At 66.2% G+C, this 13021-nt stretch carries 11 protein-coding genes; 5 read left to right on the forward strand and 6 right to left on the reverse strand.

Going from position 1 to position 13021, the window contains the following annotated elements:
• Nucleotides 1–109: 109 nt before the first annotated feature.
• Nucleotides 110–580, reverse strand: coding sequence for a hemophore (locus ACRDTL_RS05065; protein WP_431505638.1), 471 nt, complete (start codon nucleotides 578–580; stop codon nucleotides 110–112).
• 414 nt (nucleotides 581–994) lie between these two features.
• On the opposite strand from ACRDTL_RS05065, the gene ACRDTL_RS05070 reads away from it, so the two are divergent.
• The 3 genes from ACRDTL_RS05070 to ACRDTL_RS05080 are packed head-to-tail and all read left to right on the forward strand — an operon-like array spanning nucleotide 995 to nucleotide 4859.
• Complete coding sequence (locus ACRDTL_RS05070) at nucleotides 995–3943, forward strand: MMPL family transporter (protein ID WP_431505625.1); 2949 nt, start codon at nucleotides 995–997, stop codon at nucleotides 3941–3943.
• A complete protein-coding gene (locus ACRDTL_RS05075) occupies nucleotides 3940–4440 on the forward strand; it encodes an XRE family transcriptional regulator (RefSeq protein ID WP_431505626.1) in 501 nt (166 codons plus the stop codon). The genes ACRDTL_RS05070 and ACRDTL_RS05075 overlap by 4 nt, the downstream gene beginning before the upstream one ends.
• Nucleotides 4440–4859, forward strand: a complete 420-nt coding sequence (locus ACRDTL_RS05080) for a CoA-binding protein (RefSeq protein ID WP_431505627.1) — start codon at nucleotides 4440–4442, stop codon at nucleotides 4857–4859. Before ACRDTL_RS05075 ends, ACRDTL_RS05080 begins: the two co-directional genes overlap by 1 nt.
• 51 nt (nucleotides 4860–4910) lie before the next feature.
• On the opposite strand, the gene ACRDTL_RS05085 is transcribed toward ACRDTL_RS05080, so the two are convergent.
• Both ACRDTL_RS05085 and ACRDTL_RS05090 read right to left on the reverse strand, forming a co-directional pair.
• Complete coding sequence (locus ACRDTL_RS05085) at nucleotides 4911–5600, reverse strand: hypothetical protein (protein WP_431505628.1); 690 nt, start codon at nucleotides 5598–5600, stop codon at nucleotides 4911–4913.
• Complete coding sequence (locus ACRDTL_RS05090) at nucleotides 5597–6214, reverse strand: hypothetical protein (RefSeq protein ID WP_431505629.1); 618 nt, start codon at nucleotides 6212–6214, stop codon at nucleotides 5597–5599. Before ACRDTL_RS05090 ends, ACRDTL_RS05085 begins: the two co-directional genes overlap by 4 nt.
• 102 nt (nucleotides 6215–6316) lie before the next feature.
• Between ACRDTL_RS05090 and ACRDTL_RS05095 the strand changes: the two genes are divergently transcribed.
• A complete protein-coding gene (locus ACRDTL_RS05095; protein WP_431505630.1) occupies nucleotides 6317–8311 on the forward strand; it encodes a M13 family metallopeptidase in 1995 nt (664 codons plus the stop codon).
• On the opposite strand, the gene ACRDTL_RS05100 is transcribed toward ACRDTL_RS05095, so the two are convergent.
• The 3 genes from ACRDTL_RS05100 to ACRDTL_RS05110 all read right to left on the reverse strand — a co-directional run bounded on the left by ACRDTL_RS05100 (nucleotide 8308) and on the right by ACRDTL_RS05110 (nucleotide 11039).
• On the reverse strand, nucleotides 8308–9342 hold the full coding sequence (locus tag ACRDTL_RS05100) for a L,D-transpeptidase (RefSeq protein ID WP_431505631.1): 1035 nt from the start codon (nucleotides 9340–9342) through the stop codon (nucleotides 8308–8310). The genes ACRDTL_RS05095 and ACRDTL_RS05100 overlap by 4 nt on opposite strands.
• Before the next feature lie 142 nt (nucleotides 9343–9484).
• Nucleotides 9485–10714 (reverse strand): MFS transporter, encoded by a 1230-nt coding sequence (locus ACRDTL_RS05105; RefSeq protein ID WP_431505632.1) that lies wholly within the window; start codon nucleotides 10712–10714, stop codon nucleotides 9485–9487.
• A 34-nt stretch (nucleotides 10715–10748) separates the two neighbouring features.
• Entirely contained in the window at nucleotides 10749–11039 is a 291-nt protein-coding gene (locus ACRDTL_RS05110; protein ID WP_431505633.1) for a metal-sensitive transcriptional regulator, read from the reverse strand.
• A 98-nt stretch (nucleotides 11040–11137) separates the two neighbouring features.
• Here ACRDTL_RS05110 and ilvD point away from each other — a divergent pair, with 98 nt between their 5' ends.
• Nucleotides 11138–12865: a dihydroxy-acid dehydratase gene (gene ilvD, locus ACRDTL_RS05115; protein WP_431505634.1), complete on the forward strand. Its 1728-nt coding sequence runs from the start codon at nucleotides 11138–11140 to the stop codon at nucleotides 12863–12865.
• Nucleotides 12866–13021: the final 156 nt, after the last annotated feature.

Genomic DNA, 13021 nt, shown 5'->3' on the forward strand with positions numbered 1-13021 from the left:
ACCGAAGCATCCGGCGACACATCAGCGCCGGATAGCAGCCGGTCGGCGTCCGCCGATACTGCATTACAAGGGCCGGTGCCGCCGCCGGACGCGGAAAATCGGCCCAGTTCTACCTGATCACGGTTGGCGGGACCCCCGCCGCAGGACCCGGAAGCGGCCCGGTCGGCGCGGGCACAGTGCCGCCCTGTGCTCCCTGCATCAACCCAAGCATCTGCGGAATCGAGACCGGAAGCTTGCACTCCGTCGACAAGCCCGTCAGCGGCTGTGAGATCGTCTGCAAATCGCTGGCCACCTTGGGATGGGCTTCGAAGTAGCTCTTCAGCGACGTGACCGACTGGGGCCCGGCGGGCTGCCGCAGGATCGTGGTCATCGCCTGGTTGGTCTCCGGGTGCCCGTCCAGGTAATCGCCCGCTGACTTGGCGACCGACCCGACCGTTCGCGCCATCTCACTGGCCGAACAGGGGTCGGACGCGGCAGTCGCCGACGGCACAATCGTCGCGACGGTGATGGCCCCACCCAGCGCTGTGGCGCTCAGTACGCCGATAAGCCTGTGGCGCAACGTCGCAGGGCTTCCAGCCATGGAAGTCATCGAGAGCTCCTTAACGGTTTGCGAATGTCGGCACGCCTCGCAAACAGCTGCAAGCTCGGCTTTTTTCGGGCAACAATTCCCCGAGCCGGGAACGCTCCCCGGACATCCTGCCATCAGTTCGGGCGCTGCCGCCAATTCAGCCGACCGGGAGTTGCGGGCCGCGATCGGCAGTATCGACCGCCGTTGCCGAGTTGTTGCAGCTCAGAGACCGGAAAGCTGAAGCACTGTTCAGCACGCTGCGGTAGGCTCACCTGCACGCAACGCCGGTGGCGATCGCCAGCGCGGCAAAGCCGGGCGCAGCGGGTCGCCATAACGAGCCCAGGCGATCGCTAGCGCGGCGAAGCCGAGCGCAGCGGGTCGCCGCCCAGACAACCTAGTGCGGGGAGAGAAGAAATCCAGCAGTTCATGATGCGGTTGTCCGGCAACCTGCGCAGATTCCGCTGGCTGGTCTTCACAGCGTGGTTGCTCGCGCTGGTTCCCGCGATCTATCTGACGGTGACCCAGTCGAGTCACCTGACCGGCGGTGGCTTCGAGGTGGCCGGGTCCCAGTCGCTGCGGGTCCACGACCAGCTCGAGGCGCATTACCCCGACCAGGGAGCGTCCGGGCTGGCGCTGGTCGCCGCGCCCCGCGCGGACGCCAGCTACCAGGACATGAGCGCCGCCGTCACGATGCTGAAGCGGGTCGCCGCGGAGGTCCCCGACGTGACGATCGTGCCCAATCCGGCCCAACGGCCACCGCAGCCCGACCGGCCGTACGTGGTGTCACTGCGGCTGGATTCCACCAACACCGGCGCCAGCGACGCCGCCAAAAAGTTGCGCACCAAAGTCGGCGTCCAGGGCGATCAGGCCGGGCGGATCCAAAACGGCAGAGTGCGGTTGTATGTCATCGGGCAGGGCGCGCTCAGCACGGCCGCCGCGGCGAACACCAAACACGACATCGCCGCGGCGGAACGGTGGAACCTGCCGATCATCCTGATTGTGTTGCTGGCGGTGTTCGGTTCGCTGGCGGCCGCGGCGATCCCGCTGGCGCTCGGGATCTGCACGGTCGCGATCACCATGGGCGTGGTCTATTTGTTGTCGGCCTACACCACGATGTCGGTGTTCGTCACCTCGACGGTGTCGATGTTCGGTATCGCACTCGCCGTCGACTACTCGCTGTTCATCCTGATGCGCTTCCGCGAAGAACTGCGCGCCGGGCGGCAGCCCGCCGACGCTGTCGATGCGGCGATGGGGACCTCCGGACTTGCGGTGGTGCTGTCCGGCATGACCGTTGTCGCGTCGCTGACCGGGATCTACCTGATCGACACTCCGGCGTTGGCGTCGATGGCCACCGGCGCGATTGTCGCTGTCGCGATCGCGATGCTGACCTCGACCACGATGACGCCGGCGGTGCTGGCGACGTTCGGCCGGGCCGCGGCCAAGAGGTCGGCGCTGCTGCACTGGTCACGACGCCCAGAGACCACCCAGTCGCGGTTCTGGACGCGATGGATCGGCTGGGTGATGCGTCGGCCGTGGGCGTCGGCGCTGGCGGCATCGGCAATCCTGATCGCCATGGCCGCGCCCGCCACGTCGATGGTGCTGGGCAATAGCCTGCTGCGGCAATTCGACTCCTCCCATGAGATCCGCGCCGGGGTGGCCGGAGCAGCCGAAGCGCTCGGACCGGGCGCACTGGGCCCGGTGCAGGTGCTGGTGAGCTTTACCGACGGCGGTGCGTCCACGGCCGGGCACACCGAAACTCTCGCGGCGATCCGCCGCGAGTTAGCGCGGTCCCCAAATGTCGTCTCGGTGGCGCCGCCGGCGTTTGCCGACGACAACAGCAGCGCCGTGCTCGCTGCCGTGCTATCGACGGACCCCGAGGATATGGGTGCCCGCAACACCGTCGACTGGATGCGCGCTCACCTGCCCGGGGTGCCGGGCGCCGGTTCGGCCAGGATCGATGTCGGTGGGCCGACCGCGTTGATCAAAGACTTCGACGACCGGGTGTCCACGACCGAACCGCTGGTGTTGCTGTTCGTCGCCCTGATCGCGTTCGTGATGCTGCTGATCTCCATCCAGTCGGTGTTCTTGGCCTTCAAGGGCGTGCTGATGACCATGCTGTCGGTGGCGGCCGCCTACGGCAGTCTGGTGATGGTCTTCCAGTGGGGCTGGCTGGAGAAACTCGGGTTCGCACCGATCACTTCCATCGACAGCACCGTCCCGCCGCTGGTGCTGGCGATGACGTTCGGGTTGTCGATGGACTACGAGATTTTCTTGCTGACCCGGATCCGGGAACGTTTCCTGCAGACCGGCAGTACCCATGACGCCGTCGCCTACGGCGTAAGCACCAGCGCGCGCACCATCACCAGCGCGGCATTGATCATGATCGCCGTGTTCATCGGTTTCGCGTTCGCCGGTATGCCGTTGGTCGCCGAGATCGGGGTGGCGTGCGCCGTCGCGATCGCGGTGGACGCCACGGTGGTGCGGCTGGTAATGGTGCCGGCGTTGATGGCGATGTTCGAGCAGTGGAACTGGTGGGTGCCGGCCTGGCTGCACCGCATTCTGCCGTCGGTTGACTTCGAAAAGCCGCTGCCTATGGTCGATCTCGGCGATGTCGTGATGATTCCCGACGACATCTCCGCGCCGGCGGTACCCGGCGCCGACCTGCGGATGGTGATCAAGTCAGCAGCCAGGCTCAAACACCTGGTCCCGGATGCGATCTGCGTGACCGACCCGTTGGCGTTCACCGGTTGCGGGCGCGGCGACGACGTGCGCGGCCGGGTCAAGGGCGGCGACGACGACGCTACCGGCCGCGCGGCCCTGACCGGAGCGGCCGGTCCTGGTCAGTCGATGGCCCGCAAACTTGTCGGCGGCTTGCCGTCCCGCAACGGCGCCGGGCGGACTGTCCGGTTGGTGCATCCGGTCACCTTGTGGCGGGGCCGGATCTCCGTCGCTCTGGACGCACTGGAAACCGAGGCCTCGACGTTCGAGCGGCGCAGTCCGGTGGAAACCACCCACGTGCAGTTGCCTACCGGAGACCGTCTGCAAATCCCGACCGGCGCCGAAACGCTGCGGCTGAAGGGCTACCTGATCGTGAGCCGCAACAGCAGCCGCGACTACGCGGAATTTGCTGAGCTGGTCGATGCGATGGAGCCGGAAACCGCCGGTGTCGTGCTGGGCGGGATGGACAGGTACTACTGTTGTCAGTCATCGAGGCGGCAATGGATCGCCACCCAGTTGGTTCGCCGACTCGCCGATCCCCATCCGTCTGACCTCGATGACGGTCGTTGGTCTGAACCGGATGGGAAGGCAGACTGGGAAGAGGTCAGGCAACGCTGCCTGTCTGTGGCGGTAGCAATGCTGGAGGAGGCGAGGTGACGTTGGCAGCGGACCGACGCCCCGGACCGGCGCCGCAACGGCCTATCCGCCCGCCCTACGCCGATCAACCGGTGGAGTTCTGGCCCACGTCGGCGATCTACGCGGCGCTGGAAGGCGGCGACATCGCCACCTGGAAGAAAATTGCTGTCGCGCTCAAACGCGATCCCTACGGGCGGACCGCCCGCCAGGTCGAAGAGGTGCTGGACGACGCCCGCCCATACGGCATCTCCAAGGCGCTGGCCGAAGTTTTAGACCGTGCCCGCGCCCACCTGGAGGCCAACGAACGCGAGGAAGTTGCCCGCCACGTCCGACTGCTGATGGAGCGATCGGGGCTCGGGCCGCGGGAGTTCGCATCCCGCATCGGCGTGCCCATCGACGAGCTGGCCGGCTACCTCGACGCCAAAGTCAGCCCGTCGGCCTCTTTGATGATCCGGATGCGGCGACTGTCGGACCGCTTCACCAAGCTGAGATCTCGGCGTCCGCCGGACGACATCTGATGAGTGGTCAGCCCGACGATCCCACATTGCAGCGCATCCTGCGCGAGACCCGCACCATCGCGGTGGTCGGGGCGTCGGCCAACCACTATCGACCAAGTTACGACATTTACTCCTACCTGATCGGGACCGGCCAGTACCAGGTCTACCCGGTCAACCCGTCAATCACCGAAATCGACGGCGCCCTGGTGTATCCCAGCCTTGCCAGCCTGCCGGTGGTACCCGATCTGGTCGACGTCTTCCGACGGCACGACCAGCTGCCGTCGGTGCTGGCTGACACTCTCGCACTTGAGCCGCATCCGAAAACCCTATGGCTGCAGCAGGATTTGTGGCACGAACCGGTGGCCCGTGACGCCGCGGCCGCCGGAATCCAGGTCGTGATGGATCGTTGTCTGATGGTCGAGCACGCACGCCTGGCGTAGGTCGTCGCGCGGCGACCCGCTGCGCCCGGCTTCGCCGCGCTTGCGATACCGCTAGCGTGAATTGGCCGGTGACCAGTCGAGCACCAGCCAGCGGTCACCCTGTTTGGTCAGCGCCACAGTCATCGCCGGGCTGGCGCGCTGGGGTGGCTGACCCGGTGCTTCCTGTGTGACCCGCAGAATTACCACCACAAGCGCCGCTGCTGGTCCGAGTGCTTCGACACCGGCCGAAAGTGTCTGCGCTCGAGCGGTGACGTTGCGCTGGGCCAGATCAGCGCTGGCCTTCGTGTACTGTTCCTTGAGCGCATTGACCTTCTCGGGCGCCATCATCGCCGTAGCCCGCTCGATCGATGCGCTGGGAGCGCCCGGGGTGAATGTCGCTGTGGCCTCGGCCATTCCGGTCGCGATCCGCACCACCTCCGCGGAGTCGCGGTTGAAGTCGCCGTCCGGCATCTTCCAGCGGGTGAAACCGACCGCTACGACGGCCACCAAGGTCGCTGCGCATACCCCGGCCACCGCCAAGCGCAGCCCCGGCCTGTCGTCGTCGGTGCCGACGGTCACCGAATCACGGCGCAGCAGCCAGAAATTGACCATCACTCCTTCGACGATCAGCAGCGCCAGCACCGGGCACAGCGCCACCCACCATAGTGGCCAGCCGAGCATGACCCCGATCATCAGCAGTGCAGCGATCGCGGCCAACGGTGCACCGACATCGAATGCCAGTAGCCGCCACGCGTTTCTCATCGAATCGACTCCAGCCGCGAGATCAGCAGTTTGCCATCCACATCGGATACAGCCAGGCGCAGATTCCAGTGCACGATCTGCGGCTTGGCGCCGACGTTCTCGCCAACCGACGTGGCGACCAGCATGACGTTGTCGGTACGGCTGGCCATCTCGGACGGCAACTGCTCGGCCGGCCGCTGGGTACCCGGCCGAACGTCCATATCATGGTGCACCGCTTCGATCGCGACGGCTTCGACCCGTCCGGTACTGCGTGACTGCAACCGCTGCACCACCTGCCGGTAGGGCAGCATCGCGGAATCGAAATCGACGTTGAGCTGCCCGACGGTGCCGTCGTGCAGCCGTTGCAAGCTGGCGTCGACGGTGTCGGTGTTCATATTGATCAGCGCACCGGTCCACTCCACCGCGAACTGCAGGACCCGGCTCTGGTAATGCCGCTCACCGACGTCGCCGCGATGCGCCGACCAGATGATCACCGTCAGGGTGATCGCGGCCACCGACAACACGCCCAGCACGGCCGAGGCGATCCCGTAGCCGGAGAAGACCCGGCCGGCCGGTGATTCGGGCGCTGCGTCGGCGGCCTCGGCTGTCGGCTCGGTCTGCTCCGCGTCGGGCATGGCCGTGAGGCTACCTGGCGTCGGGACACGGCTGGCAACGCCGGGGTCGAATCCAGCGAGGGTGGATTGGCGACGCGCCGAGTCCTGGTTGGTCATGGAATCATGGGAACGGTGACTGTAGAGACCATCCGCTCGGGCATCGATCTGAGCCACGTCGATGCCAGTATCCGCCCCCAAGACGACTTGTTCGGTCACGTCAACGGCCGCTGGCTGGCCGACCACGAGATTCCCGCCGACCGCGCGACTGACGGCGCCTTTCGCTCCCTGTTTGATCGGGCCGAGGTCCGGGTGCGCGACCTGATCACGGAAGCCAGCGAAAGCAACCCGGCCATCGGCACCGACGGACAGCATATCGGGGACCTCTACGCCAGCTTCCTCGACGAAACCGCCACCGAACGCCGGGGCATGCAACCGCTGCTCGACGAGTCGGCTCTGATCGATGCCGCCGCAGACCGAGACGCCTTGGCGGGCGTTGTCGGGGCGCTGCAGCGCGCCGGGGTCGGCGGCGGCGTCGGGGCATATGTCGACACCGACGCGAAGAACTCCACCCGCTACCTCGTGCATGTCACTCAGTCCGGGATCGGGTTACCCGACGAGTCCTATTACCGCGACGAGCAGCATGCCGAGGTGCTCGCCGCCTATCCGCGACACATCACGGCGATGTTCGCCCTGGTGTACGGCAAAGACTCGGCAGACCACGCCGAAACGGCGGCCCGGATCGTGGCGTTGGAGACCAAACTTGCCGCCGCGCATTGGGATGTGGTCAAGCGCCGCGACGCCGAACTGAGCTACAACCTGCGCACGTTTGCCGGCCTTCCGCACGAGGCACCGGGCTTCGACTGGACAGGCTGGGTCACCGCGCTGGGCAGCACTCCGGATATGATATCGGAACTCGTTGTGCGCCAGCCTGATTATCTTACCGCCTTTGCGGCATTGTGGGACAGCGAGAATCTCGAGGACTGGAAGCGTTGGGCGCGTTGGCGGTTGATCCACGCCCGGGCCGGACTGCTCACCGACGCGGTGGTGTGCCAGGACTTCGCATTTTACGGGCGCGTGCTGACCGGTGCCGAGCAGATCCGTGATCGCTGGAAGCGTGGGGTGTCGCTGGTAGAGGGTTTGTTGGGCGATGCCGTCGGAAGGCTCTACGTGCAACGGTATTTCCCGCCGGACGCCAAGACGCGAATGGATACGCTGGTAAGTAACCTGCGCGAGGCGTATCGGGTCAGTATTACCGGCCTGGACTGGATGACACCGCAGACCCGGGAGCAGGCGCTGGCAAAGCTCGACAAGTTCATCGCAAAGATCGGCTATCCGGCAAAGTGGCGAGACTATTCGCAACTGGTGATCGATCGTGACGACCTATACGGCAATTACCGACGCGGCTACGCAGTCAACTACGACCGCGAGTTGGCCAAGCTGGGCGAGCCGGTCGACCGCGACGAATGGTTTATGACACCGCAAACCGTCAACGCCTATTACAACCCTGGAATGAATGAGATCGTCTTTCCCGCAGCGATTTTGCAGCCACCGTTCTTCGACGTCGATGCCGACGACGCCGCCAACTACGGCGGTATCGGAGCGGTAATCGGCCACGAAATCGGGCATGGCTTCGACGACCAGGGGGCCAAATACGACGGCGACGGCAACCTGGTCAACTGGTGGACCGATGACGACCGCGCCGAGTTCGGCACCCGCACCACCGCGCTGATCGAGCAGTACGACGTCTACACGCCGCGCGAGCTCGAGAACGGGCACCATGTCAACGGCGCATTCACCGTCGGCGAAAACATCGGCGACCTGGGTGGCCTGTCGATCACGCTGCTGGCCTACCAGCTGTCGCTGGGCGGGCAGCCCGCCCCGGTCATCGACGGCCTGACCGGTGTACAGCGGGTGTTCTTCGGCTGGGCGCAGGTGTGGCGCACCAAATCCCGTGAAGCCGAGGCGATCCGACGGCTGGCGGTGGATCCGCATTCCCCACCGGAGTTCCGTTGCAACGGCGTGATCCGCAACATCGATGCTTATTATGACGCCTTCGACGTCACCGAAGACGATGCGCTCTATCTGGATCCACCGCGCCGGGTCAGGATTTGGAACTAACCCAGCGGGCCGTTCGTCTGCCAGTCGTTGGACCCATCGTTCTTGCTGTAGGCGCCGGTGGAGTTCTTCACCACGATGGGATCGCCGGTGCCGAAGTTGTCGTAGAACCACTTGGCATTGGATGGGCTGATGTTGATGCAGCCGTGGGTGACGTTGCGCTTGCCCTGATCGCCCACCGACCACGGCGCACTGTGCACGAAGTCACCGCTGTTGTCGAACATGACGGCGTTCTCGACATCGACCTTGTAGCCGTAGGTCGAGTTGACCGGCACCCCGTACGTGGTGGAATCCATCACCACCTTGGCTTTCTTGTCGAGCACGTAGTAGGTGCCGTTCGGGGTCTGGTGACCACCCGCTGCCATACCCATCGACATGGGGATGGTCTTCTCCACGGTCCCGTTGCGGGTAACGGTCATCTGGTGCGTGGCGTCGTCGGCGGTCGCCACCAGCGAGTCACCGGTGTGAAAGTCCGACGTGGCGCCAGCCGCGTCGATGTGCACCGCGGTGTGGGCGGGCCAGAAGTTGTTCGGCCGCCAGCGGACTTGAGACGGAGTCAGCCAGTAGAACTTGCCGGGCACCGGCGGTTCCGACGAAACGTGGATCGCCTGCTCGGCCATGCCCTGGTCGGCGATCGGTCGCTGGAAGTTGATGATGATCGGCTGGGCCACGCCGACCATCGAGCCACTGACCGGAGTGAACCTCGGGGGCAGGAACGGCGGCTGGCCGGTGAACGGCGCCGGATTCTGGCCCGCAACCGGGCCTGCCGGCGCGGCCGCCGGTGCTGCAGGCGCGAACGGGTCGGCAGCAGGCGGGGCCGCCAGCGGATCCGCCGGAGGCGGTAGGGCCGACGGGTCGGCCGCCGGCGGTGGGGCCGGTTGGTCGGCCGCTGCGGCGTCCAGCACCCCTGGATCGCCGGGCGGTGGCGGCTGGTCGGGGTCGGCCAGCGCCGAACCGCTACCGAGTGCCAGCACAGCGGTCAACCCGGCTGCACTGACCGCGGCGACGAGAGAACCCCTCGTCCATCGCGACATACGCCATACCTCCAGTGAGAGTCTCAGCCAAGTGTGGCATAGCGCCGAGAGCGGCTACCGGTTCAGCGAGCAGCCGGGGCACCCCTCAACGACCCGGCGATAGCGCTGAGCTGCTGTGTTTATCGCCGCGAAGTGCGAGACGTTACAGTCGCGCGGCTGTCGGCACGTCGAACAGTTGCCGCTTGGCCGTCATCCCCGCTGCTGCGGCGCCGACCAGGATCGCCGATGCGGTCAGCATCACGGGCGCGCTGCGTTCGTAGAGCAGTCCGCCGGCCAGGGATCCGACTGTGATACCGATCTGAAACGCCGCCATGTATAGCCCGGACGCCCCATCGGGGTCGTCGGCTCCGGCACGCATCGCCGCAGCTTGCAGCATCGGCGACACCGCGTTGGCGGCGGCGCCCCACAATGCGATCGCGGCGGCTCCGATCAGGGCCGTCGCCGCGGTGGGCTTGCCGCCGAACGCCAGCGCCGTCAGCACGACGAACGCCGCCGACAACCCACTCATACAACTGATCACGGCGATCCTGGGCCGATGGTCCAGCGGCCGGGCGACCAGCGGCAGCGCCACCAGGCCCGCGACGCCATAGGTGGCCAGCAGCCAGGCCAGGTTCGGTCCCCGCACACCGACGACGTCCCGGATCACCACCACGATGAAGGTGTAGGAGATGTAGTGGCCGGTGACGGCGACCATGGTGAGCAAGCTCACCATCACCAGCCGCCTGTTGCGGTGATGGCGTGCGCCCGCGCCCACACTGGCCAGCTGGTCGTCACTCAACGGCATCGCCGGCAGCACCGCCCAGGCCGCTATGGTGACCGCCGCGGCCACCACGGTTATCGACACGACGGCCAATCGCCAGCCCCACAACAAACTCATCGCCGCGGTCACCGGGCTGCCGACCACAACCGCCAGGCTGATACCGACATAGATCACCGTCGTCGCGCGCCCGGAGTGGCTGGCCGGGACCAACCGGGTGGCGATCGGCGCCACCACCGACAACATCAGACCGTGGGTGATCGCGGAAAGCACCCGGCCCCCGGCGAGCACGACGAAGTTGGGTGCCAGCGCCGATACGAGCTGCGAGGCGGTCAGACAGACCAGCGACAGCAGCAGGGCCTGTCGCCGCGGCCAGTGCGCGGTCCAGCGCACCAGCGGAATTGTCGTCAGCGCCGCCACCAGCGCATACCAGGCCAGCAATGTGCCGACCACCGCCACACTGACATGCAGATCTCGTGCGATCGAGGGCAGCGCGCCCACCGGCAGGATCTCGGCGGTGACGTAGATGAAGGCCGCCGCCGCCAGCACCGCCAACTGCACGCCGACCCGCGACGTCCATGGTCCTCCCCCGGTCCGGGCTGGCCGCACGGCCACTACTCAACCACGTGTTTGCCTCAACCGTTACCGATCAGGACCGGACAAGCCGGGCGATCGCCGCAGAAGCTTCGGCGAGCTTCTCGTCGGCGTCGTTGCCGCCTTCGGCGACCGCGCGGCTGACGCAGTGGCCGAGGTGTTCGTCGAGCAGGTTCAACGCCACCGAGCGCAGCGCACTGTTGACGGCGCTGATCTGCGTCAGGACGTCGATGCAGTACTTATCCTCATCGATCATCTTGGCGATGCCGCGCACCTGTCCCTCGATCCGGCGCAGCCGCTTGGCGTAGTTTTCCTTCTGCGACGAATATCCGTGTGCAGATGTCATCTGCTCCTCCTGTCTCGGGCACGCCGCCAGCGTACCCTATACCCCGATAGGGTATGGTTTAGTTTTGGCGGCCATCACAGCACGCGCATACTGGGATTATGGCCAAACCCAGCGATCCGTCTACAACCGCGCCGTCCGCCGTCGACATCAAACCCCGCAGTCGAGACGTCACCGACGGCCTGGAGAAGGCTGCCGCCCGTGGAATGTTGCGGGCGGTGGGCATGGAGGACGACGACTTCGCCAAGCCGCAGATCGGGGTGGCGTCGTCGTGGAACGAAATCACCCCCTGCAACCTGCCATTGGACCGGCTGGCCAAAGCGGCAAAGGATGGGGTATTCGCCGCGGGCGGATATCCGCTTGAGTTCGGGACGATTTCGGTGTCCGACGGCATCTCAATGGGTCACGAGGGGATGCACTTCTCACTGGTGTCACGAGAAGTGATCGCCGACAGCGTAGAAACCGTGATGCAGGCCGAACGCTTCGACGGCGCGGTGCTGTTGGCCGGTTGCGACAAATCGCTGCCCGGGATGCTGATGGCCGCAGCCCGGCTGGACCTGGCGGCGGTGTTTCTGTACGCGGGCACAATCCTTCCCGGGTGGGCCAAGCTATCCGACGGTAGCGAACGCGAAGTCACGATCATCGACACATTCGAGGCAGTCGGTGCGTGTGCGCGCGGCCTGATGTCGCGGGAGGACGTCGACACGATCGAACGAGCGGTCTGCCCCGGCGAAGGGGCATGCGCCGGCATGTACACCGCCAACACGATGGCCAGCGCCGCTGAAGCGATGGGGATGTCGCTGCCCGGCAGCGCGGCGCCCCCGGCCACCGATCACCGCCGCGACGGGTTCGCGCGGCACAGCGGCCAGGCCGTCGTCGAACTGCTGCGCCGCGGCATCACCGCGCGCGACATCCTCACCAAGGAGGCGTTCGAGAACGCGATCGCGGTGGTGATGGCCTTCGGCGGATCGACCAACGCGGTGCTGCACCTGCTGGCGATCGCCTATGAGGCCAACGTCAAGCTGTCACTGGAGGATTTCACCCGCATCGGCTCGCGGGTGCCGCACCTGGCCGACGTCAAGCCGTTCGGCCGGCACGTGATGTCGGACGTCGACCGCATCGGCGGGGTGCCGGTGGTCATGAAGGCGCTGCTGGACGCCGGTCTGCTGCACGGTGACTGCCTGACTGTGACCGGGCAGACCGTCGCCGAAAACCTTGCGCACATCGCCCCGCCGGATCCCGACGGCAAGGTCCTGCGCGCCCTCAGTAATCCGATTCACCCTACCGGGGGCATCACCATCCTGCACGGTTCGCTGGCACCCGAGGGCGCGGTGGTCAAGACGGCCGGCTTTGACTCCGATGTATTCGAAGGAACCGCAAGGGTTTTCGATCGCGAACGCGCTGCACTGGATGCCCTCGAAGACGGCATCATCACCGTCGGCGACGCGGTGGTGATCCGCTACGAGGGTCCTAAGGGCGGCCCCGGAATGCGCGAGATGTTGGCCATCACCGGCGCAATCAAGGGCGCCGGGCTGGGTAAGGATGTGCTGTTGTTGACCGACGGCCGGTTCTCCGGCGGCACCACCGGCCTGTGTGTAGGCCATGTCGCGCCCGAGGCCGTCGACGGCGGACCGATCGCGTTTCTGCGCGACGGCGACCGGATCCGGCTCGATGTCGCCAACGCCGCCCTGGATGTGTTGGTCGACGCTGACGAGTTCGACGCCCGCCGTGCGGGTTTCACACCGCCGCCACCGCGGTACACCACCGGTGTGCTGGCCAAGTACGTCAAATTGGTCGGGTCGGCCGCGCTCGGAGCGGTCTGCAGCTAATTTTTCCCGCGAGCGTGCGTGTCCCCGGCCGACACCAACGTAAGAGGTTTTTGTCAATGGGTTGGGGGGCCTGCCCGTTCCTCGTCTCTACGTAGTTCACCAAGCGGGGTCTACGTGCCCCGACAGCGTGCAATCGAGTTTGGTGAGGAAGGGGCG

This window comes from Mycobacterium sp. (assembly GCF_050700595.1).
Lineage (GTDB): Bacteria > Actinomycetota > Actinomycetes > Mycobacteriales > Mycobacteriaceae > Mycobacterium.

Coding starts and splice junctions, on each gene's coding strand:
- ACRDTL_RS05065 (WP_431505638.1), bottom strand. CDS start 580: ATGGCTGGAAGCCCTGCGACGTTGCGCCACAGGCTTATCGGCGTACTG.
- ACRDTL_RS05070 (WP_431505625.1), top strand. CDS start 995: ATGATGCGGTTGTCCGGCAACCTGCGCAGATTCCGCTGGCTGGTCTTC.
- ACRDTL_RS05080 (WP_431505627.1), top strand. CDS start 4,440: ATGAGTGGTCAGCCCGACGATCCCACATTGCAGCGCATCCTGCGCGAG.
- ACRDTL_RS05085 (WP_431505628.1), bottom strand. CDS start 5,600: ATGAGAAACGCGTGGCGGCTACTGGCATTCGATGTCGGTGCACCGTTG.
- ACRDTL_RS05090 (WP_431505629.1), bottom strand. CDS start 6,214: ATGCCCGACGCGGAGCAGACCGAGCCGACAGCCGAGGCCGCCGACGCA.
- ACRDTL_RS05095 (WP_431505630.1), top strand. CDS start 6,317: ATGGGAACGGTGACTGTAGAGACCATCCGCTCGGGCATCGATCTGAGC.
- ACRDTL_RS05100 (WP_431505631.1), bottom strand. CDS start 9,342: ATGTCGCGATGGACGAGGGGTTCTCTCGTCGCCGCGGTCAGTGCAGCC.
- ACRDTL_RS05110 (WP_431505633.1), bottom strand. CDS start 11,039: ATGACATCTGCACACGGATATTCGTCGCAGAAGGAAAACTACGCCAAG.
- ilvD (WP_431505634.1), top strand. CDS start 11,138: ATGGCCAAACCCAGCGATCCGTCTACAACCGCGCCGTCCGCCGTCGAC.